The organism is Nitrospira sp., from assembly GCA_029194675.1.
Classification (GTDB): Bacteria; Nitrospirota; Nitrospiria; order Nitrospirales; family Nitrospiraceae; genus Nitrospira_D.
Map to the genome: position 1 here is coordinate 463,799 of JARFXP010000001.1, position 19,807 is coordinate 483,605.

The window sequence follows — 19,807 nt, forward strand, 5'->3', positions numbered from 1 at the left end:
TCTGTGTGCGGAGCGAGCCTCACTGCGGAACTTGCTGAAGACGATCCTGTTGAGCTTGTCCCGAGGCAGTGGCTTTTTTCTTCATGTTGTCCATCGGACCACCATCGCTCGTATACATGAGCACGGGAGTCCCGATCGCAAGGACAATCAGCAGACCCATGGCCAACAACCGGATCATGGGACTGTCCTTGCTGAAATACATAATCAACAGCAGGACAATCGCCGCAATGACGGCATAGGTCAGAATGGGTGACTGTGCCGAGCTGAAATTCTTCATGTCGAGTTGAAGCGACGGCACCTGAAACCCGAGACTCTTGACCTGTTCTTTGACTGTATCACGCACCCTGTCCGCCACCGAGGGCGACTTTTTCGCCGAATCGGGACGTTCGTGTGTCTTGACCTTGGCGCGATACTTTTCAGGAATCGTCTCCGGCGAGTCGGTAAAGACCGGGTTCCCTTGATCGTCGATGTAGGAATACACAGTGGTGGCGCGGGCCTCGACGGCGCCCCATTGCCAGGCGGCCAAGACAGCAACGATCAAACAGAGTGAAACGATCGTCCGGCATTCGCAATAGGACATGGGTGGAAGTATATCGCGATGCCTGTTATATGGAATTGATTACTGAAAACAGGCCGTTCCTTGACTCCATCACACTCCATTGTTAGCATGCGCGGCTTCTGCGTGACATCATGACCACCGACCTTCAGCCGGCTTCGCCAGAATCACAGCCCGAAGAACCGTCGTTCATTCGTCGCCGCCCGGTGAGAATGATCATTTATGCCGGGCTTGCGCTGTTTGTCCTCATGATGGTGGTATGGCCGATGGTCGTTCAGCTTGACGATCCGGATTTCCAAAAACACATCGAACAACACCGTGTCATGGTGGGGATGACCAAAGAACAAGTTCTGAAATCTTGGGGAGGTCCGCAGACGATCAACACCACGTTCACCAAGGACGGCATACGGCAGGAGGAATGGATTTTCGAAGATTGGGAAAGCTCGGCGGTTGTCCGTCACCGCTATCTCTATTTCGAGGAAGGGATACTGATGGGAGGATGGTACGAAGGATCACGCGAGCGCCGCGCCGGCGACTTCCCTGCGGATAAACCTCACCCCAAACTTCAGCCGCAATGATGGCTCTCGTCGTCGTTGAACGGAAAATTTAGGCCGAGGCTTCGCGAATCGAGAGCCTGAGTCGGCTCAGAAGCACTTCGGCACGAACCTGATCGGACACGTCGACCATGACGCGGCTGACAAAGTAGGGCACACCCGGATAGAGGCTGCTGACATGTTCTCCATGGACGACGTAGGCGATGCGGTTGCCATCGAGCAAGCTTTTGATCATCGCGAGTTCGCCGACGTCCTGCGCGTTGGTGAGATGAATCATCCGCATGAGGTATCCACCGGTCAATCGTTCACGCGTAAAAATCGCCCATCGGTTGCACTTCGCCGTCTCTCGCTTTACACTCGAATACGAGTTACGGAGTTTCCGTAATTCGCGCACGCCGTTCCTGGCCCGGACCTCCCGAGATGGTGAGCACGCGCTTCCACTCACGGACCTGGTAAATGGCCCATGCATTCGGTTGGCCTTTGAAGAACGCAGTGGGATCTTCGCCGCTGGCATTGAGGAAAATCGGCTCGGTAAATCCCTCTTCCAACACGTAATCGAGCAACGATTCGGTCGTAAAACCAGCCCCACGAAGGGTCACGTCGGCCAGCATATTGAGGATTTCGTCAGGATTCTGAATCGTTATTGGATTCATCGGCTGTTCCTCTGTATTCCGAATTGTAGCGAGGGTTCACCCGAGAAGGCAAGGTATCGTGTCCATTCACATGAAGAAATCCGCGTTTCTTGAAGCGCTCCTGCGGATCATGGACGATAAGCATCACTGGGCTTGGGAACATTTTTCTTCCGGCCGACTCAGCAAAGCCCAGCTCAAAATCCACTTTCAGCACGAGTACGCCGTCTACGTACGAGACTTTCCCGTCTTCTTATCACGGATCCTCGGAACCAACCCTCCGCTTTCAGTCCGCCATATGTTGGCTGAGAATATCTATGAGGAAGAAACCGGAGGACTCTCGTTGGGAAAATCTCATCCCGAGCTTTTCTTGACGATGATGGAAGGGTTGGGCTTCCGCCGACGGGATTTCGAACGTGACCATCTGTTGCCTGCCGCCCGAACCTATCGCACCTGGCTTGAGCACATATCGCGCCACCGTCATTGGGTGATGGCCGCTGCAAGCTTGACCATATTCGTTGAAGGCAGCGTGAAGGATCGCAAGGAAATTCTCGCTCCTCCTGAGAAGAAACGCCCGGAAGATATCGAATCCATCATCAGCCTTCATCCCTTGGTCCGATATCATGGGGTTTCGCCGAGCCGAATGGACTTGATTCGAGCCCACCAGCTGGTCGAAGCAGGCCATCGGCACGATGCCTATGACATGGTCGTCAATTACACCGCGCCCGGGCTTCGGCAATCGGTTCTCACATGTGTAAAGAGGAGCTTGTCGCTGTGGCTGAACTATCGCGATGCGGTCGCCAGGGCTTGTGGTATCAAAGCTCCGTAATGGCCCGATCCTTCCTCTCCTGTGTCCTCCTCCTTGCCATCAGCCATTCCCCTTCGGCTATCGGCGCTGACATTACGACAGGCATGGCTCTGATTCCTCCCGGAGAGTTCACGATGGGGAGTCCTGAGGGAAGCGACGGCTTCCCTGACGAACGTCCGGAACGACGTGTCTACCTGAGTGGCTACTTTCTTGACCGTTTTGAGGTGACCAACCAGGCCTATACCGCCTTCGTGCAAGCAACGGGACATCGCGCTCCTGCGAATGCAAGCCAAGCCGCAACTCTCTGGACGAACGATCGACCCATCCCGGGCATCGAACAACATCCCGTCGTCAATGTAAGCTGGGAGGATGCCGACGCCTACTGCCGTTGGGCCGGAAAACGCCTCCCGACCGAAGCGGAATGGGAAAAGGCCGCACGCGGAACCGATGGCCGGCGGTACCCCTGGGGGAACACCTGGGACTTTACCATGGCGAATAGCGCCAGTTACTGGGCGCAACGGACAATTGAGTTCCATAGCGGAGCGGATTGGGATGCCTTCTGGGTCAGAGGAGAGGGCGCTCATCTGGCCAAGGAGAAAGGCATACTGGGAGAAGTCCTGACGATGTCGGTCGACAGCTTTCCGCAAGGAATAAGCCCATACGGTCTCTACGGGATGGCTGGCAATGCCGCAGAATGGGTACAAGATTGGTACGATCCGAATTACTATAAGCATGCTCCACTGACAGATCCCACGGGTCCAATTCGCGGTGCGATCAAAGCCATGCGTGGCGGGTCATGGCTCAAACCGGCTGCCAGCCTCCGCACAACTGATCGCGATTGGGGCACGATGGACAGCCGTCCGAGCGGCACCGGCTTTCGTTGCGCAAAAGACGCGTATTAACCAGCGGCAGCAATCTAGCCCCTCGCACCGCGCCAACTCATACCTGCGCAATGGACCAGCGCTTCAGTGGAATCAGGGCCTTTGCGCCCCTTTGAAAAGCACCTCCACCTGTTCAACCCTCACCACAGGCATGATGAGCCCAACCCCTTCCTCCTCGTGCGAAAAATCATAGATGATCGACTCGGAGGGAATCAGCACACCGGCCATCACGACCAACAGACGTGATTTTTCCCCTTTGGCGAGACTCCGACTGATCCGACCGGCGAGTTTCTTGTCCGGCCTCACGCGCAGATTGTTTGGGAACTCCTCGGGCTTGAATCGGACCATCCCCCAACGGGTTGAATTGAACTCCGGCCCAACCGCCACCGCATAGCTCTTGGTTTCGGGATCGAATTGCGACAATTCTCCAGGCCAGACGAAGGCCACACGCCGGTTCAGAACGGGGTTCCCCGCTCGTGCAGTATCCCGCTCGCGGTTCAGGCTGAATAGCCGCTCATCATGTCCCGGATCGTGATGACCGTGACCATAGACGGTGGCCCAATCGGGAGGCGTCCCTTCCAGCGCCGTCAGGAACGCTTCGATGGCGCTCCGCTCGATCAGGACATGCGTATCAGAGGGAAGAATCGAGCCAAGCTCGGCGGGTGGAATCGTTCTCAGAGGCCGAAGTCCGACTTCATCCTCCGCCTGTATTATGGCCGGCAAGATGATCGCGCCGGACAGACAGAAGAGAGAAATGAGGGGTGCGAGCAACCTATCCAGCGGGAGCACGAGCCAGCAGTTCATCGTAAACGGCCCTCAGGGCAGTCACGCCCGAGTGATCGTCGGTGAGTACTTCGGTCTCGATAAGGACCGCTAGCCGAGGGGCGGGATTGAGTCGGCGCAGGCGGGATTGAGTCAAACCGTCCGTGGCCAAGGCCTTCTCGTAGGTGCCAAGCCAGGACTCCGTCACAGCGCGCAAGCCCGTATCAGTCGGCTTCATACGGCCCAATCGCACTTGCTGCAGCAGCTTGATCAGCGGATCGGATTGAGCGATGCTCGAGATCGCGCGTTGCACCGCCTGTTCATCCTGAGTGCCCATCGGCTATTCAATTCATCGAGCAAGCGCCCGGCCCGCGAGGATCACCGCAACTGCCGCACGCGCCAGGACCGGCTGAGGACGCCCAGCCGGTCGTGGCCCCGACTCCAAAGGCGGAGAACTGTTTATCGAGCTTGGTCGTCTTGCACTGCGGACAAGCCGCCTCCGTCGATCCTTGGATCAGCAGCTCAAAACGGTGATTGCATTCACGGCACACATATTCGAAGATAGGCATGGCTGGGGACTCCTTCGGTTGCCGAGAGCATTATAAAATCACCCCGAGTGAATCGCAACGACAGGGGTTGCATGTACCAGGAAGACAAAACGTTTACCATTCGCTTCACGCTGGAAGCCTCGTTTCCGGACGACTATACAGGGGACGAAGATGAACGACATTGGCTGAACGAGTGGGAAGCTCGGATCAAACCGCAACTGCTCAAATCCATCTTTGAGTCGCTCCGCAGGCATGACGGATGGGCATCGCACATCCGCAACCGAGGCATTTCGCCGGCCGACGAAATCGAAATCGTAATGGCTAAGGATTTCTCACAACCTCCTCCCTTCTCGCTGAAACGATGAGCCCTTCGAACGAAGACCTCGGTCTGTATATTCATGTCCCATTTTGTCGCCGCCGTTGTCACTTTTGCGCCTTCTATCTCGAAATCGCGCAACCCGATCCGATGGCGCTGTTTCAGTCGGCCCTCACCCAAGAAATTTCACTCCATCGTCGGCAAGAGTCCCTGGATGGCCGCGCCTTGCAGAGCATCTATTTCGGCGGAGGAACGCCGACCTCCCTCCCCGCCGATCAGTTGGCCGCGCTTCTGAGGCTGATTCGAGCCACCTGGTCGACCGAGGGCACGGCGGAGGTCACAGTGGAGGCACATCCCTCTTCTGTCACCGCACGAGATCTCACCGTCTTGGCTGATGCCGGATTCAATCGGATCAGCTTTGGAGCGGAGTCCATGGTGGACAAGGATTTCGCCTCCATTGGTCGATTTGGACGAGTGCAGGATACGGCGAGCGCCGTCCAGGCTGCGCGCCTCGCTGGATTCAGAAACATCAACCTCGATCTGATGTACGGGCTGCCGGGCCAGTCGTTACAGGATTGGTTACACACCTTGGAATCGATCCTCATGCTCACCCCATCGCATATCTCCTGTTATGCGCTGACTATTGAGGAGGGCACCAGGCTCGCTCAGGACATCGCTCGAAATCTTATCCTACCACCTGACGACATGCTTCAGATCGATATGGAATCAGCGGCGGAACGCTTCCTTGCAGACGCTGGATTTTCCCGCTACGAAATTTCCAACTATGCCAAACCCGGCTATGTTTGTCGCCATAATGCACTCTACTGGACCGGTGGTGAGTATCTTGGATTGGGTCCAAGCGCGCAGTCCTATCTTGATGGAACCAGGTTTGGGAATGTCGCAGACCTGACCACCTATGCGGCGGAAATCCTGAACGAGTCCCGTCTACCTATTCGAGATCAGGTCACGCTCTCGGCATCCGAGCGCCAGCGCGATGCCCTCGTGTTCGGCTTGCGTCTTCTTCGTGGTGTCCCCAGAAATACCATCACCGCCGCGGAACGAGATCATCAGATCGACGGCCTTATCGCGAAGGGCCTGCTCGATGCCGATCACGATTTGGTACGACTGACTTCCTTGGGTCGACGTTACGCTGATACGGTGGCAGAGCAGCTCTTCTGAGTGGGCCACGAGAACCGGCACATCGAACAGACAGCAAGGCGGTAACGCTCATCCTGATTCCATCCATCAAGCGTATTTCGCCGATTGACAAGACGGTTACAATTAGAGAAGACTACAAGAGTTCTTGGGAGGAACCTCATGCCGGTCAACATGGATCCGTCAAAGAAACGGCGCCGCCCCCAGACCACCACCGCATCGGCCGCCGAGGACAGACACACCGATACCATATCGACCGCTCCGCAACAGTCGTTTGGAGAAGAAACTGACGCGGATCGCGAGAAGGATTTGGCTGATGCCGAGTCGAAAAACTTATGGGATGCAACCGAAGTGATTGATATGGATAGAGTGTAAGCCTTGCATGACATCCAGCGACCCAGCGCTGAACCCTTTTCGCCTGATCTGCTAGAAGCCCCGCTCCATGCCGACACCTTCCACGCCACAGACAATTCCCGAAACCACAGAAGAGGTGCAAATCGGTTCGGGAACCGCGTTTGAGTCCCGTGTCGTCGTCTACAACTGCGACTGTCACACCTACCAACAAGTAATCGAGCTATTTTGCCGGTTTATTCCCGCGATGACTTCGACCAAGGCGTTTGAGTTGGCCTATCGGATCGATCATGAGGGGGAAGCCATCGTCTACACCGGATCGACAGAACAGGCGGATGATATTGCAGCAAAACTGGCAGGAGGTGGACTCAGAGTGGCCGTGCAGTAATCCACTTTCTATTTATTTATGTTTGGATGGGCCTTTGGCCGATTTTTTGGTGATGCTTGGCGGATCCTTTTTGACAGCCATTTTCTTCGCTGCCTTCGAAGCGCTCGATTTTTCGCTTTTCTCCGCAGCCTTTGACTTGCTGCTCTGCTTCACGGGAACCATGTAGGTAGAGGTGCGGTTGACCTTGGCCAATTGGTCTCCGCTGAGCACACGTACTTGATAGAGCTCAAACAGCTTGCTGATGGCTTTCGTGTCACCGCGTCTCGCCGCGTTCAAAAGTTTGCGGCGTTGATTCATCTCTTCTTCTTCGGTATGCGAAGCGGCTCGTCGTTCCATGCCCATCCTTCCTCAACACAGGCTGACCGGCTGACCAGGGCGGATGCGGTCCAACACCCCAGCAAAAAATCATTGAAGTATATCAGAATTATGATGATTTTTGGAACATCGAATGTTGCTCGACTGTGCGATGCATCAGAAAGCTATCGAGTAAGCTCTCGCAGAAGCAGCCTCCGGTCCAAGGGATTTCACTATTGAGTGCGACCACAGGCACCGGTATAAGTATAGAACGTCGATACGTTCCTTAATAAGAGGAGATCCATCATGGAGCATACACAAGAATCTTCGACTGTCACCGATGACCCTCAAGCGCGCGATCTACTGCGCCGAGCGTTCGAAGGGACCGCACGGTGGCAAAAAGACTTTAAAGGGTTTACGGCCGACCTCACCGTAAATGTGAATGGGAAAGAAACCAGCGGCCCCGTCATCGTCAAGGGCCCCCGCGAAGTATCCGTTCAGCTCGGCGATGGCGAGACCTCAAAATGGGCGCAAGAGCAATTGAGCATGATCGCGGTCCATCGGGGACCACGGAGCTTCGAAGAGTCCGACGGGAAGTACACCTTGACGATGGAGGAAGACGGCCATCCGTTCGGCACGAAACTGAACATCCATGGTTCTCATTCCTTCTACCGGATCAAGGACAACCGGATCACACAGATCAACCGCAAAATGGCCCATCCCGGCATGAACCCGTTCGCCTTTACGATCAACGTTGAGGAGAGCGCCATCACACAGGACCAGAAGAATCTCACGACCAAGTACACGGTCTATTACTATTCGCCGACCGACGGCAAACTGACCAACGTCGAAAGCTTCACCGACACCCATGTCCGCGTCGGCTCGTCGGACCTTCCTGCGACCAGGCGGATTATTACCTACGAAGGCGGCCAGGTCGTCGTGAAGAGCCTGACATTCAAGAACCACAAGTTGCTCTAACGATGGATTTGCGCAAAGACTTCCCTCGCAGCATGCGATTCAAGCTGGCGGGCTATGCTCACCTCGCCCGCATGATCGACAAATGCCGGGCAGTGCTTGCCGGAACCGAAGGCGAGTATATCTATCCCTGTCCACTGGACGAACGGCTGATGGCGTTTGCGGGCATCACCAGCGACCAGTTCACGGCCACGGTTCAGGCCAACTTGACCGATGAGGGAGTCGTGAAGTGGCTTGAGCAAACGGCAAAACCACACCAGCCCGCCGAGGTGGAGGAATGGAATCAGAAGCTGTTGGCACGCGAACCAAGTTCTCCTGAAAGCGCGGCCAAGTTCAAAAAATACCTGACAGCCATCGATCCATCACGGACCGACATCGCCGCTTGGTCGGATTTGCAAGACTTGGAAGAAGGACGGGTCGTTCCGAGACGAGGGTGAACGTTTCAATCCACCAGTGATAGGAAACTCTTCCCCTTATTGCTGTACCAAGGTTGCTGATCCCGGACTCTCACCGTGAACACATACCGCCATCCTCTTAGACTAACTGATAAGCACTAGGTTCAGCGGCGCAGTTTATTCGCATCCTCTGCAACGCCTCATTTAGCTTGAGATGTCTTTGAGGATTCTAGATGCTGAGCTAGGAGTTTGGCGATGGCCCTATGTCCATGTTCGTTTGGGTGGCCGTCATGCGAAACCTGATAGGGCTGAACTCCCGTCATGAGTTGTTCTTGCAACGCTGGCAACACATCCAGATATTCAATGCCGTTATGTCTAAGAAAGTCCTTTGTAATGCTCAGAGCACGCTCCTCATTTTCTATATTGCGGCGAAAACTCTCCGAGGGATTCTTCCAAAGTTGGCGAAATACTGTCTCCTTGGTAGGGATCAGCACAACAAAGAACCTGATTCTTCTTGCGGCAGCCAACTCCTGCATTCTCTCTATGGCCCTCAATGAAATCTGCAGCCCTTCCGCGATTCTGGGATCGCCAAGATCAAGGGCTGCGAGACGATATGCGCTTGTAAAAATGGTCTTGAACGGTCCATCGCTAAACACCTCGCAGTATGCTGGATTTGCTTCTGCAAATGCCTTTGCCTTTGCCCATTTGTCTTGATGAGTGTTGCGTTGATTCATCACACGTGTCTTCTCATAAACTCTCTGGAAAAGTCCGTAAAGCCTCGAGTGTTGGGAAAGTACCTCTAGCAGGGAAAACCCATCGCGCGTAGCCTTCGTCGTTTCCTTATCGTGAGCCGCAGGTTGATGACCCATGTTGAACATTCGTGACACACGCGGTCCAATGGGATCGGACTGCTCTGCTTCTCGTACACTCGTTTGCACCTGTGGATCAGAACTTTTGAGCTCAATCAGCTGGCCATTGTTGTATACAAAGTTGAATGAGTCATAGAGATCATTGCCAAAATAAAAAGCCTCGATAACAATCGTTGGTGATAAGGCAATAGCCTCATCCCACAGTGCAAGGCTGTGTGTAGGGCCATAACCACCGAAGGCCATGCTATACACAATTTCTCCTGTCAGTGATTCCAATTGCTTCGGCCACGCGTCTTCTGGATTCACACCCGTGCCATATGTCTGAGAATCACCCAGCGCAACAATATGCGCCTTGGCTGGCATGTCCAGGTTGCGAAACCCCTGACGGTCGTGTCCTGGATAGGCGGGATTAGGTCGACGATCGAGACGAGCATCAGGAACAAAGGGGGGAATCTGAGGTGATGTAAGGACCCTATTAACCCTTGGAGACACGAACGCAAATAGCCCCAAAATTGCCTCAAGAAATCCAACGACTATAAGGACTAAAACTACGACAAAGAGAGCCTGTCTTTTCTTGTGCTTCATGCACCATCCGTAGTTATGGATAAACGCGTCTTGGGCGGTGAAGCCGAACAATGTTCCGACAAAACCCGCGCAGGCTGCGAATTATCGAATTATGGCGTATTTTTAGCCAGTCCAGGGACTCCGTCAAGTGCCTCTGAGACGATCGGCACTCCAGATTGGTACTATTTTCTGATCAGGACAAGCACTGATCTTTCTACGCCTGCTGCCCGAGCAGTGTCATACTCAACTTATTTCCAACCAGAGGGCCAATTCGCTTGGCCAGGGAAGCCGGAGGTCTGGAAACGAACACTCTTGCTACGAGGCCTGATCTCTCCCGAAAGCATGGAACGATTCGAGAAGTACAGTGACGCCATCGATCCATCACGAACCGACATCACCGCTTGGTCGGATTTGCAAGACTTGGAGGAAGGGCGGGTCGTTCCGAAACGAGAGCCGGCACATCGTTGTCAGTAGGTGATCGCAACAGACTTGCCGAGGTATGTCGGCTGCTCCGCCTGTGCCACCATGAAATGCGCCACATCAGAACGGGAAATGGCACCCACCCTCATTCCTTCCACAAGATTGTCCAGTACGCGATAATGGCCCGTCATGGTGCCGTTGGTTAACCGGCCTGGGCGCACGATTTCCCAGCGTGGATACCCACTGGCTATCACACGTTCCTGTTCACTTTTGTCTGCATAAACTTTCTTGAGAAGCAGCGTGAACATGAGCTTCATGGGGAATGGATTGTAGCTCCAGCTGTCGCCTGTACCGAAACCCGTTAGCACGATGAGCGTTGAGGAGGAACCGGTCTCCTGTTGCACCTGTAGCAGGAGGCGCGCAGAGTCGGAAAACAGTGTGGTGGCAAAGGGACTTTTGACACCGAGGGTCACAAGAATGGCGTCTGCTCCATCCACTGCGGCCCGCACATCACTTGGGTTTGTCGCACTACCCTGCACCCTTTTGAGCTTAGCGTGACCTGGAAGGGGAACGCTGCGGCGCGATAGGCTGATAACCTCGTGCCCCTTTTCAAGCGCGAGCTGTGTGGCTTGGAGTCCCACACCGGCCGAAGCTCCGATTACGGTGATCTTCATGTTCCCTGTGTTTGATGTCAGAGCCTAACCACGTTAAGCTGGACCGGCTTCAGTTACGAATCTTCGACTTGAGGCACATTCTCAACCTGTTCGTAGGCTCCGGTCAAGCGCCGCTGAAGTGGCCGTCATTCTATATGGGATCCCTATCAGATCTGTCAGCGTGAGCCAAGATGAACTGCCTGACTTCTGTCTGAATAGCTGACTGCTCGACCGCCAGCAGCAGGTGCCCACCCCGATTGAAAGCAATCAAGCGGGACCCAGAAATGTGGGCCGCCGCATACTCCGCGTTGTGAAAAAGCTGAAGGCTATCGTCCGTCGCATGAACAATGAGTGTCGGGGTTCGAATGGCCGCCACCCGCTCATTTGGCATCGCGGCCTTGTTGTCAAGAGCGACACCAGCGTACCGATGGAATACCGGCGCCATGTAGTCGATCACCTGATTGACCAAGGTTCGCTGCTCTGCAGTGAGGTTCTCGATCACCCTGTCGCTAACACCCATCAACCGCATCAGCCACTTACGCAGAAACTTCCTGACAACCCAGTAGAAAATCTCGAACTTGAAGATCGTCGTCAGTGCGTCGCCCTTTTGGTTCGCCTCAGCCTGATTTGCATCTAATGGAGTGGCTACCCCGCACGACACAAGCGTCAGCGAGGATACGCGTTCTGGATAGCGTGCTGCAAATAGAAGGGCAGATGGGCCGCCGTGTGACAAGGCAACGACGGCCACCTTTGAGAGGCCTAGACGGTCAAGAAGATGGGCATAGGCCTCCGCCTGGTCATCAAACGTCGCGCCTTGACGGAAAGTCGAGCAGAGATAGCCAAAACGAGAGGGCGCGATCCAGTCGAAACGTTCGTCTAGGATTGCCTTTGCAATGAGCTCACCTTGGTCGTAGCCTCCTCCACTTCCATGGACAACCAGAACCGGAACACCCGTCCCTCCTCGCTTGAACTCAACATCTCCCAACGGCGAGGGAAAGAGCGCACTGTTGCCTGTAATTCGTGCGTATGCACGTCTGGTATCAATTCCAAACCAGATCGCGATGCCGGCACCGCTCACCACAAGGAGTAGAAGCAGGAGAACCAAGGACATGGTAGGTCGCGCAATCAGCCAACCCTAAGACACCGAGTCTTGGATATGTGAGGAAGATTGCTCTATCCGATGGACCTGTGAACCGCTCCAGCCTTCCTGTGAATGGTTCAAGGACGGAGGTCGTTTTGGATCATGACGGTGAGCCGAGGACCTCGCGCCAAACAGTAGCCAAGTCGTGGAGCGCTTTACTTCCATCGCCGACATAGACCGATCCATGCATCGTGGCCAGACGCCTCGGCTGCAGTGCCGCCAGTCGATGCAGCGTCGCCTCCGTCCAGGAACAATATGGCACATAGTTCGCCAAGGGGCCTTGCTGATAGTCCACCAGCGTCTTTCGACAACGGTCGATCACGTCTGACTCCGTCATCGGTTCGACGTCCCCGTTTTGGTGAAAGAGATCCGAACACAGGAGTGTCCGTTCCGTCTCTTCGAACAGCAGTCCCGCTTCCCAGCAATGGGGCACATGCGGCGTCGATAGAAAGCGGAAGCGGTACCTTCCGGTCTCGATTACCTCACCATCAGCCATACCTTTGGCGGGACGAAGCGCCAGGCAATCATCGACGCTGACCATCTTGCCCACCACACTGCACACTGCATCCGAATGCGGAGCCAGTTGTTGCCACTCCGGCACCGTCGCGCATTCGTCGGACTCAAAATGGCTGAACCCGATCCAGCGCAAAGCCTGTGGATCGATCAGCGAGGCCACAGCGGCTTTGACCTCGGGAAAGAGTGCCCGCGGGCCGGTATGGAACAGCAGCGGCTGATCGTCGCGCATCAAGAACTGACTGAACTGAATATTGAACGGAGCAACGAACGTGGTAATGCGGAATAGGTCCGGAGCGATCTCGGTGATCTTCGCCATAGAACCTCCTCAAGAATTAAACCGTGCGATCATACGCACCACTAAGCCGTGGTGCAATACTGATAGATTAGATCGGGATGATCAAACAATGGCGGCAGGCTACTGACTCACCGAGGTCCTACCAAGGAACAGTCCCGAAGCCTCATATCATTCGGTTATATGAGAGCAGGATGAGCGCGCCTGTTTCTCGGAATTGCGCTTCAAGGAAGGATCGATCCTCAGTATGACGCCGGTCGAGATGCATCTGAAATCCTTCGGCAATGAGCTGAACTTCCTGACGAAGCCCTTCCGCCAGCACACCAGCGTGTCGTTTGGAGTCCGCGATGTCTCCTCGAAGGGTGTCGGTCGCGGTAGCGATGAGTTGCTGGATCTGTGCGAGTGATTCTTGGTCCATGATCTCTGTGGAAGACCGTCGGAGTCTAGAAAGCCGACAAAGAATAAGTCAATTAGGCTATTCGATGATAAGGATTGTAGAACAGAGCGGTGTTAATAAGTCCAGAAGTGATCACGCAGCAGCCCATTTGACTCGTGTGTTAAAAGTCATTTTCATCATGAATCTCTATAAAATATGGAATCTTGACAGTTTGCGAATCAGGTGCACCTTCAATTTCGATTGTCTTGGCGCCCAAGTCATATAGGCTTCCGCCGAAGTGTTTTTCGAAACAGAGGGCCATTATGGTGCCTATTACTGTTTGCATATGATTGACAGCTAGCAACGTTTCCTGAAGAAGCGCTTCGTACCCTTCTTGATGGGCACCTGGCTTGATACTCTCTAGCATTGCACGCCCGGCAATCGTGTCACCAAAAGCGTACAAGGTATTGGTCACAGATTTCGCGAGGTAGATATCAAGCGCGTCCCCTTCTGCAAGAGTGGCAAAGCCGCCGTCAACTTGATCGAGCGAGTAATGGAAGGCATGCTTGTTCCTAACTGTCGCAATGACGTTGTCGCGGCCAAAGTACTTCTTCAGCCAGGAGAGCGATGCCGACCCTTCGGCATCGAATTTCTGTTCATAATCCTTCGACAACGCTTTCCCGAAAAAGGCGGATGTCAAAAGCTTCCAGCACTCGTAGATCTTCCCAGTAAGAAGCCGCCCCATGACCAATGCCTGCATATTTTCCGCTTGCATGAGCATTGCGACATTAGGACTAGCACCTGCCATAAAGTGAAAAAGTTTCGATAGGACGCTAAGCTCATTGGCGGCATGGGCTACCAATGCAAGCAGCCGCCGTTCTGATTGCGGGATCAAATTCAGTTGTTCCGGAGAGAGGGCAATGTGATGAATGCGTAGCATGAACTGAGATGCCTAACAATGTGTAGATGCCTTCATAGACAGTTGATCGCAGGTTTCCAACCTGTATCACACATCTTCATGTCTCCCGCTGGCACCTATGAATTCCAACAATCCGTCATTTCCCCTGTCCCGCTGGGCAATGAATTCCTTGAGCCCATTCAAATCCAACCATCCAGCCACCAGCTCGTTGCCGACGATGAAGCCGGGAGTTCCCGAGATGCCGAGTTCATGGGCGAGGGCAGAATTCTTGGCAATGACGGCTGCCACCTGAAGGTGACGGACACGCCAATGCAACTGTTCTACTCGTTTAACATCAATTCACGCGAGCGCTAGGCGACACATTGCATCTTGTTGGCAAAGTCCCGCCCTGAGGTGGCGGGAGGCAGCGGTTTGCCGTCTTTCCGATACAAAACGATCGCTTCTTCGACGATCTGACACAACTCGTCGAACACCGCCTTCTCATCCTTGCCATGACATCCGCCAAGCACCAGACCAGGGGCGCTCCCTACGTAACACTGATCTTCTTCAGACCATTCCACGATTTTTGCGTACCTGGCACTCTCTTTCATTTTTTGGTCTCCTCTATGGCTGACCGGACAGCGCGGAGCTGGTACTGCTTGGCATCGTCGCCAGCCTTTCCCGATAAGGTAACCGGTTTCGTCACTCGTGGATGAACAAAGTTTCGATGACTTCCTTTACCTCCCCGATCTCTGAATCCTGCCTTCGCCAGCTCAGCTATCAGCTCCCTAATTTTCGGGGGCACCTAGTTTTCCGCTCCGAGATAACTAAGCCATCTCATATGCGATCCATGGTCTCGTCACTGTATATCCGGGCTCCCGCCCACTGATTGAGCCAGCTATTCACAGTTGCATAGTGTACTCTGAGATGTGTGTCAATTTCAGCCAGCCGGTATTTGTCATTTTCCCTGTCCCGCCCGGGACATTAACTCCTTCAGCCCCTTCAAATCCGGAACCAATTCGTCGCTCACGATGAAGCCTGGTGTCCCCGAGATGCCGAGTTCCCTCGCGAGGGCCCGATTCTTGTCAAACAGATTTCCAGGGTCAGCTCTTGGTATGTGCATCTATCGAGGCTGGGACATTCACGATGCGGCTGATGGAAGAATCATCCATCAGGCAGTAGGTGTGCAGCATGAGATGAGAGCGGGCGACGACAGGCTCCAGCACCCTGAGGAATCGATGTCGGTCCTCATCCTCCAGGAAGATGTCCTGCCGTGCAGTGCCCCTGGCGATCACGTGATAGAAGGCCCCAGCAAATTCGATACGGAGTGGCCTGGCCATGGGAGCTAAGTTACCTAACGATTATGCATAGGGCAAGGTCTGCCCCCTTACGTTGAACCCATTGACTGACGTACCGAACCACAGAAGCTCTTCCCCCGCCACAGATTACACACCGTTCGCGGCGAGGAAAGCAACCAGCGTCAGGTTGAATTCCCATGCGCACTGGACGGCGAGACCTACAGGTGTTGATGCCTTCCTTGGAACAGAGTCTCGGTAGGAAGAGGCACGGCCTTTTGCCTCCTCTCTTCGGATCGGGATTGCATTTGTTTGTTCAAATGAGAGAAGCTTTCACACGATCCAATTACGTTATCTAGGCCGATGGTGAGTGATCGGATGAGGGAGCAGGATGTTGCTTTATATTCTATCGGACGGAGGGGAACCGGCGAGCTGCGCCGCGTTGCCGCAACCAACCGTGTCGTCGTTGAAGGTGGACAGCTGAAGGCTGACGCGAAGTTTCGCATGGAACGATACATCGCCACCGGTCCTGTCATCATCGGTCTCTGTCTATGCTTCTCTGCATGCGCAAGCGTGGATACCATCCTGCTCACCAACGACACCTTTCCCCCCAAGGGATCTGCGGAGGAGGTCGCCGTATTGAGACAGACCCCGACGAGGCCGCATCGCGACCTCGCGGAGTTACGGATCGACGACACCTGGCTCAGTTTCGGGAGCATGCAACACAAGATCCTGAATCGAGCCGCTACCCTCGGCGCCGATGCCGTGGTGTTTACACAACCACAAACTCGGACGATACGCAGGGAGACCTATCAACCCATCTATGGCCCGTGGGGCTACAATAGCCCATACTACGGAGGCCCCTGGGGATATGGCATGTATGGCGGTCTTTACGGAGGCTGGGGTCCTTGGGGTGGGGTTCCATTCGGCAGCATGGCAGTTCCGTATGAGTATCATGAAACCGTGCGAATCCTCACGGGAACGGCAATCCGATATACCGATGGATCCGGCCCGCAGAGCGGCATCACATCCAACGAACCGGGGTCACAGGCCCTCTCCTCCATTGAGGAAGAAGAGACAGTGAGGAGCAGCAACCAGCTGGACGTTCGACATGAATCGTTAGGACATCATGTTGGCCGGCAGACGGATGCGATGGGTCGTTCGTAAGGGAGGATAAATGAACAGACGTGGTCTAAGAGTACTTGCCGGAAGTGTGCTTGCCATCAGTGTCGCTGCTTGTGCCGACACCGGTCAGATACAGGGTGAGCTTGCCCCTCCCGATGATCCGGTCCTCGACCTCTTGAGCAATGGCATCACGCAATTGAACGTCAACATCAATATGGTGTCGAAGCGCATGAACGATGTTCAGCAGTCGCCGGCAGGGACCGATCCAGCCTTGCAGGAACTGCGGGCATTGGACCTGTCCGGCTGGCAACTTCAGCAGCAGCAATGGATACTGCAGCGCAACCATCTTGTCTTGACGCGCGATACCCTTCAACAGGTCCAGATGAACCGGGAGGAGAAGACTCAGGTCCTCGCTCAGTGGCAACAGCACCGCAGCCGGTATGTGAAGGCAATGGAGAACCTTCGTCAACAGCGACACCAGTTGGAGAGCAAACATTTGGAGGCAGAGGCTCGCTTGATCGAGCGCAGGCTTCAGTGACAGCGTCACCTGTCGCGAGGTTCCTCGTCACAATGCATGGTTCCGAACCACTCTCGTCGCTCATCCGGAACCCTCCGGCTTCATGAGGCTGATGGAGCACATCATCGTCTTTGCAACGCTGTTTCCCATCCTATTCTTTTTGCTTTCGTGCTTCCGACCCCGCCAAATCTCTGCTCATGGACGATCTGTGGCTGTATTTAACCAGGAGTTCCCAGGAGAGGTGAGTTAGGGGGAGACCCCGGTACTCTGGGGCGACGGTCTGACGGTGGGAACGAAGGCACGCAGGGCGCGAGCGAAGGCGTGATCAGTGTCGGGGGCCGTACTGAGCTCTCAGGCCAACTGCGCCGCAATCGGCACTGTCCAACGACCCGTCATTTTCCCTGTCCCGCCCGCGCAATTAACTCCTTGAGTACATTCAAATCCAACGCCCCAGGCACCAGTTCGTTGCCCACGATGAAGCCGGGCGTGCCAGAGATACCAAGCTCGCGGGCGAGGGCCCGATTCTTGTCAATGACGGTCTGCCACTTGGGATCGGCCATATCGGTTTCCATGCGTTTGGCATCGAGGCCGACAGTGATATCGTTGAAGCTTAGCGAAGGAATATTAATGGAGCCCGCTGGGGAGTTGTTAGGCAGTTCTCTGTTGGGCCACGTTCCCAACAACCTGCCACCGTGGCTCAATCGTGTCCGCTGACAAATCAGCACCACCATCCCATTCGACAAAGTACCCGCCATTAGCCACCTTGACAAATTCGTTCTGGTCTCTAAGCGCCTCGAACGCCTCATACCGAAGATAAGGGATCACATCAAACCGGCCAACGTGACCGTCATCTGCCACAATGGAGAGTACCCAGTTTGGTTTTGCCTGCAGTTCCGTAATTCTCATTGGTCAAATCCTTTGATCGGAAAGAGTTTCTTACCATTGACAGCCAAGTCCCAGTCAGCAAGTAAATCTTCTTGATGAATCTCGATCCATGCGACGACCAGCTTGTGCTTATTCGGAGGCAGATCGCCGACCAAAAGTGTTCCGTCAGGAATCGAATAGACTGCCACCTTCCCTTGGTAATCGGCATGTATGTGTGGCACATGATGTTTCTCAATGTCTCGAAAGAGAGGTATAAACAACAGATGTGGAAATAGGAAGAGGGCGGTGGCAACCTTTCGGGTGACCAAACCCCGCCGGGGGAATCCCGGCCATGAAAGGAGACACCGCCATGCAGAAGCAGATCACAGCAGTTGAGGCCTGGTCAAGCCGTGAGTGGTGGGACCACCTGGAGATATTTGTGCGTGACCACATTCAGCAGTTTGTCCAGCGGCTGTTAGTGGAAGAGGTCACGCTGCGGCTGGGCCGAGCGAAGTCGGTGCGCCGTGTTGCGGGATCTGCGGACACGGGGGCTCAGGCCCGGGCGCTGCACCAGCGCCGATGGTCATCTGGGGATCTGGGCCGCGCTGGCTGAGCAGCAGCCCACTGCCGCCGAACAGCGGTGCTGGAACCATCGGATCGTCAATGTGCTGGATGCCATCCCCACAACACATCAGACAGACGCACGCACCTGGGTGAAGACCATGCCGTATGCCGAGCCCCAGGTCGAGTGCGAACGGCTCTGGACCAGTTCAGTCATCGTTAGCGGATGTTGGCGCCGAAGGCCGTCGACCGGTTACACCACGATTGGGAGCGGCTCGTCACCTTTTATCAGTTCCCGAAGGAGCACTGGCGCCATCTGCGCACCACCAATGGGGTGGAGTCGCCGTTCGCGGCGGTCCGACTCCGGACCACGGCGGGCAAGCGGTTCAAACGTGTGGAGTCCGCCACGGCCCTGATCTGGAAACTGCTGCAGGTCGCCGAGCAGACCTTTCGACGCCTGAACGCACCAGAGTTATTGCCCCTGGTCTATGCCGGGGCCCCATTTCTCGACGGAAAGAAGCAGATACCCGAGGTCATCCAACAGGAGGTTGCCGCCTGATTCCATTAACACACCTATTGACAGGACCTCGCCGTCCGGAGCACCATGGTTCATACTTACTAAGCGGGGGTGAAAGATGTCGTCAGTCAGCTTGAGGTCGAGGAAGGTACAGAATAGGGATGCACTTTAATTAAATTCTAATGCGGTTCGAGTGAATCGCAAGGAGTTATCCGATGAAATTTAAATATCTATGTCCTTGTTTGCTGTTGATGGGTGTCTGCTTAGTCGCGCCGTTCACGGCTTCAAGCGAAGCCCAGTTCCAGGAGCAGGGATTGACATCCGTTCCTCGTTTTTCATCACCTGCGCCGAGTGGAGAAGACAGACTACAAGACACTATCAACCGGAAGACGCAGGATCAGAGCACGCCTCTCGGTCGTTATCCAGATCAGTCGCTGGACAGTGCCAATGGCTATACAGGAAGCCCCAGCGTATTGCCAAGCATTGGAGATGGAGGAGATCCGCAGGTGAAGGATCTGAGCAACATGGATACCGGCATTTCAGGACCCAGCACTCCCGATGGTTCTTCTCTCGGAAGATAAACGTGA

34 protein-coding genes are annotated in these 19,807 nt (G+C 54.8%); 16 read left to right on the forward strand and 18 right to left on the reverse strand.

Annotated elements, in window-relative coordinates:
- Positions 1-19: 19 nt before the first annotated feature.
- Positions 20-580, reverse strand: a complete 561-nt coding sequence (locus tag P0120_02145; protein MDF0673132.1) for a hypothetical protein — start codon at positions 578-580, stop codon at positions 20-22.
- Positions 581-690: 110 nt separating this feature from the next.
- Here P0120_02145 and P0120_02150 point away from each other — a divergent pair, with 110 nt between their 5' ends.
- Complete coding sequence (locus tag P0120_02150; GenBank protein MDF0673133.1) at positions 691-1,134, forward strand: hypothetical protein; 444 nt, start codon at positions 691-693, stop codon at positions 1,132-1,134.
- A 28-nt stretch (positions 1,135-1,162) separates the two neighbouring features.
- On the opposite strand, the gene P0120_02155 is transcribed toward P0120_02150, so the two are convergent.
- Both P0120_02155 and P0120_02160 read right to left on the reverse strand, forming a co-directional pair.
- The gene (locus P0120_02155; GenBank protein ID MDF0673134.1) at positions 1,163-1,504 is read right to left on the reverse strand and encodes a DUF2007 domain-containing protein; all 342 of its coding nucleotides are present in this window, start codon (positions 1,502-1,504) and stop codon (positions 1,163-1,165) included.
- Positions 1,479-1,763 (reverse strand): hypothetical protein, encoded by a 285-nt coding sequence (locus P0120_02160; protein ID MDF0673135.1) that lies wholly within the window; start codon positions 1,761-1,763, stop codon positions 1,479-1,481. Before P0120_02160 ends, P0120_02155 begins: the two co-directional genes overlap by 26 nt.
- Positions 1,764-1,821: 58 nt before the next feature.
- On the opposite strand from P0120_02160, the gene P0120_02165 reads away from it, so the two are divergent.
- Both P0120_02165 and P0120_02170 read left to right on the forward strand, forming a co-directional pair.
- Positions 1,822-2,568, forward strand: coding sequence for an iron-containing redox enzyme family protein (locus P0120_02165; GenBank protein ID MDF0673136.1), 747 nt, complete (start codon positions 1,822-1,824; stop codon positions 2,566-2,568).
- Complete coding sequence (locus P0120_02170; protein MDF0673137.1) at positions 2,568-3,449, forward strand: SUMF1/EgtB/PvdO family nonheme iron enzyme; 882 nt, start codon at positions 2,568-2,570, stop codon at positions 3,447-3,449. The genes P0120_02165 and P0120_02170 overlap by 1 nt, the downstream gene beginning before the upstream one ends.
- Positions 3,450-3,521: 72 nt before the next feature.
- On the opposite strand, the gene P0120_02175 is transcribed toward P0120_02170, so the two are convergent.
- From P0120_02175 to P0120_02185, 3 genes are read right to left on the reverse strand one after another with little or no spacing between them, the layout of a single operon-like run.
- Positions 3,522-4,232: a hypothetical protein gene (locus tag P0120_02175; GenBank protein MDF0673138.1), complete on the reverse strand. Its 711-nt coding sequence runs from the start codon at positions 4,230-4,232 to the stop codon at positions 3,522-3,524.
- Positions 4,201-4,527, reverse strand: coding sequence for a hypothetical protein (locus P0120_02180; GenBank protein MDF0673139.1), 327 nt, complete (start codon positions 4,525-4,527; stop codon positions 4,201-4,203). Before P0120_02180 ends, P0120_02175 begins: the two co-directional genes overlap by 32 nt.
- 7 nt (positions 4,528-4,534) lie before the next feature.
- Positions 4,535-4,759, reverse strand: a complete 225-nt coding sequence (locus tag P0120_02185; GenBank protein ID MDF0673140.1) for a zinc ribbon domain-containing protein — start codon at positions 4,757-4,759, stop codon at positions 4,535-4,537.
- Between the two features lie 71 nt (positions 4,760-4,830).
- On the opposite strand from P0120_02185, the gene P0120_02190 reads away from it, so the two are divergent.
- The 4 genes from P0120_02190 (at position 4,831) to P0120_02205 (ending at position 6,948) form a co-directional block, all read left to right on the forward strand.
- Positions 4,831-5,103, forward strand: coding sequence for a hypothetical protein (locus tag P0120_02190; GenBank protein ID MDF0673141.1), 273 nt, complete (start codon positions 4,831-4,833; stop codon positions 5,101-5,103).
- Positions 5,100-6,233, forward strand: coding sequence for a radical SAM family heme chaperone HemW (hemW, locus tag P0120_02195; GenBank protein MDF0673142.1), 1,134 nt, complete (start codon positions 5,100-5,102; stop codon positions 6,231-6,233). Before P0120_02190 ends, hemW begins: the two co-directional genes overlap by 4 nt.
- A 138-nt stretch (positions 6,234-6,371) precedes the next feature.
- Entirely contained in the window at positions 6,372-6,584 is a 213-nt protein-coding gene (locus P0120_02200; GenBank protein ID MDF0673143.1) for a hypothetical protein, read from the forward strand.
- Positions 6,585-6,651: 67 nt separating this feature from the next.
- Entirely contained in the window at positions 6,652-6,948 is a 297-nt protein-coding gene (locus P0120_02205) for an ATP-dependent Clp protease adaptor ClpS (protein MDF0673144.1), read from the forward strand.
- A 12-nt stretch (positions 6,949-6,960) separates the two neighbouring features.
- On the opposite strand, the gene P0120_02210 is transcribed toward P0120_02205, so the two are convergent.
- The gene (locus P0120_02210; protein ID MDF0673145.1) at positions 6,961-7,284 is read right to left on the reverse strand and encodes a hypothetical protein; all 324 of its coding nucleotides are present in this window, start codon (positions 7,282-7,284) and stop codon (positions 6,961-6,963) included.
- Positions 7,285-7,548: 264 nt separating this feature from the next.
- Here P0120_02210 and P0120_02215 point away from each other — a divergent pair, with 264 nt between their 5' ends.
- Positions 7,549-8,220, forward strand: coding sequence for a DUF3386 family protein (locus P0120_02215; protein MDF0673146.1), 672 nt, complete (start codon positions 7,549-7,551; stop codon positions 8,218-8,220).
- Between the two features lie 2 nt (positions 8,221-8,222).
- Entirely contained in the window at positions 8,223-8,654 is a 432-nt protein-coding gene (locus P0120_02220; GenBank protein MDF0673147.1) for a DUF5069 domain-containing protein, read from the forward strand.
- Between the two features lie 158 nt (positions 8,655-8,812).
- Here P0120_02220 and P0120_02225 read toward each other — a convergent pair whose 3' ends face one another.
- Positions 8,813-10,066, reverse strand: a complete 1,254-nt coding sequence (locus tag P0120_02225) for a hypothetical protein (GenBank protein MDF0673148.1) — start codon at positions 10,064-10,066, stop codon at positions 8,813-8,815.
- A 15-nt stretch (positions 10,067-10,081) separates the two neighbouring features.
- Between P0120_02225 and P0120_02230 the strand changes: the two genes are divergently transcribed.
- A complete protein-coding gene (locus tag P0120_02230; protein MDF0673149.1) occupies positions 10,082-10,519 on the forward strand; it encodes a DUF5069 domain-containing protein in 438 nt (145 codons plus the stop codon).
- Here P0120_02230 and P0120_02235 read toward each other — a convergent pair.
- From P0120_02235 to P0120_02245, 3 genes are all read right to left on the reverse strand, one after another.
- On the reverse strand, positions 10,513-11,139 hold the full coding sequence (locus P0120_02235; GenBank protein ID MDF0673150.1) for an NAD(P)H-binding protein: 627 nt from the start codon (positions 11,137-11,139) through the stop codon (positions 10,513-10,515). The two genes, P0120_02230 and P0120_02235, sit on opposite strands and share 7 nt — an antisense overlap.
- Positions 11,140-11,269: 130 nt before the next feature.
- Entirely contained in the window at positions 11,270-12,229 is a 960-nt protein-coding gene (locus P0120_02240; GenBank protein MDF0673151.1) for an alpha/beta hydrolase, read from the reverse strand.
- A 130-nt stretch (positions 12,230-12,359) separates the two neighbouring features.
- Positions 12,360-13,091, reverse strand: coding sequence for an MBL fold metallo-hydrolase (locus tag P0120_02245; GenBank protein ID MDF0673152.1), 732 nt, complete (start codon positions 13,089-13,091; stop codon positions 12,360-12,362).
- 223 nt (positions 13,092-13,314) lie between these two features.
- Between P0120_02245 and P0120_02250 the strand changes: the two genes are divergently transcribed.
- Positions 13,315-13,473, forward strand: a complete 159-nt coding sequence (locus P0120_02250) for a hypothetical protein (GenBank protein MDF0673153.1) — start codon at positions 13,315-13,317, stop codon at positions 13,471-13,473.
- A gap of 151 nt (positions 13,474-13,624) precedes the next feature.
- Here the strand turns inward: P0120_02250 and P0120_02255 are convergent, their stop codons facing one another.
- The 4 genes from P0120_02255 to P0120_02270 all read right to left on the reverse strand — a co-directional run bounded on the left by P0120_02255 (position 13,625) and on the right by P0120_02270 (position 15,681).
- Positions 13,625-14,383 carry a hypothetical protein gene (locus P0120_02255; protein ID MDF0673154.1) on the reverse strand — a complete coding sequence of 253 codons (759 nt, stop codon included), beginning with the start codon at positions 14,381-14,383 and terminating at the stop codon, positions 13,625-13,627.
- Between the two features lie 66 nt (positions 14,384-14,449).
- Complete coding sequence (locus P0120_02260; GenBank protein ID MDF0673155.1) at positions 14,450-14,677, reverse strand: hypothetical protein; 228 nt, start codon at positions 14,675-14,677, stop codon at positions 14,450-14,452.
- Between the two features lie 35 nt (positions 14,678-14,712).
- Complete coding sequence (locus P0120_02265) at positions 14,713-14,952, reverse strand: hypothetical protein (protein ID MDF0673156.1); 240 nt, start codon at positions 14,950-14,952, stop codon at positions 14,713-14,715.
- A 492-nt stretch (positions 14,953-15,444) separates the two neighbouring features.
- A complete protein-coding gene (locus P0120_02270; protein ID MDF0673157.1) occupies positions 15,445-15,681 on the reverse strand; it encodes a transposase in 237 nt (78 codons plus the stop codon).
- 333 nt (positions 15,682-16,014) lie between these two features.
- Between P0120_02270 and P0120_02275 the strand changes: the two genes are divergently transcribed.
- Both P0120_02275 and P0120_02280 read left to right on the forward strand, forming a co-directional pair.
- Positions 16,015-16,803 carry a hypothetical protein gene (locus P0120_02275; protein MDF0673158.1) on the forward strand — a complete coding sequence of 263 codons (789 nt, stop codon included), beginning with the start codon at positions 16,015-16,017 and terminating at the stop codon, positions 16,801-16,803.
- 10 nt (positions 16,804-16,813) lie between these two features.
- Positions 16,814-17,299, forward strand: coding sequence for a hypothetical protein (locus tag P0120_02280; GenBank protein ID MDF0673159.1), 486 nt, complete (start codon positions 16,814-16,816; stop codon positions 17,297-17,299).
- A 371-nt stretch (positions 17,300-17,670) separates the two neighbouring features.
- On the opposite strand, the gene P0120_02285 is transcribed toward P0120_02280, so the two are convergent.
- Genes P0120_02285 through P0120_02295 form a run of 3 tightly spaced genes read right to left on the reverse strand, consistent with a single transcriptional unit; the run spans position 17,671 to position 18,423 of the window.
- Entirely contained in the window at positions 17,671-18,009 is a 339-nt protein-coding gene (locus tag P0120_02285; GenBank protein ID MDF0673160.1) for a DsbA family protein, read from the reverse strand.
- Positions 17,927-18,184: a DUF2442 domain-containing protein gene (locus tag P0120_02290; protein MDF0673161.1), complete on the reverse strand. Its 258-nt coding sequence runs from the start codon at positions 18,182-18,184 to the stop codon at positions 17,927-17,929. The genes P0120_02285 and P0120_02290 overlap by 83 nt, the downstream gene beginning before the upstream one ends.
- The gene (locus P0120_02295; protein ID MDF0673162.1) at positions 18,181-18,423 is read right to left on the reverse strand and encodes a DUF4160 domain-containing protein; all 243 of its coding nucleotides are present in this window, start codon (positions 18,421-18,423) and stop codon (positions 18,181-18,183) included. Before P0120_02295 ends, P0120_02290 begins: the two co-directional genes overlap by 4 nt.
- Positions 18,424-18,512: 89 nt before the next feature.
- On the opposite strand from P0120_02295, the gene P0120_02300 reads away from it, so the two are divergent.
- From P0120_02300 to P0120_02310, 3 genes are all read left to right on the forward strand, one after another.
- Positions 18,513-18,755 carry a hypothetical protein gene (locus P0120_02300; GenBank protein ID MDF0673163.1) on the forward strand — a complete coding sequence of 81 codons (243 nt, stop codon included), beginning with the start codon at positions 18,513-18,515 and terminating at the stop codon, positions 18,753-18,755.
- Between the two features lie 174 nt (positions 18,756-18,929).
- Complete coding sequence (locus tag P0120_02305) at positions 18,930-19,262, forward strand: transposase (GenBank protein ID MDF0673164.1); 333 nt, start codon at positions 18,930-18,932, stop codon at positions 19,260-19,262.
- A gap of 173 nt (positions 19,263-19,435) precedes the next feature.
- A complete protein-coding gene (locus P0120_02310; protein ID MDF0673165.1) occupies positions 19,436-19,801 on the forward strand; it encodes a hypothetical protein in 366 nt (121 codons plus the stop codon).
- The last annotated feature ends 6 nt before the right edge of the window (positions 19,802-19,807 follow it).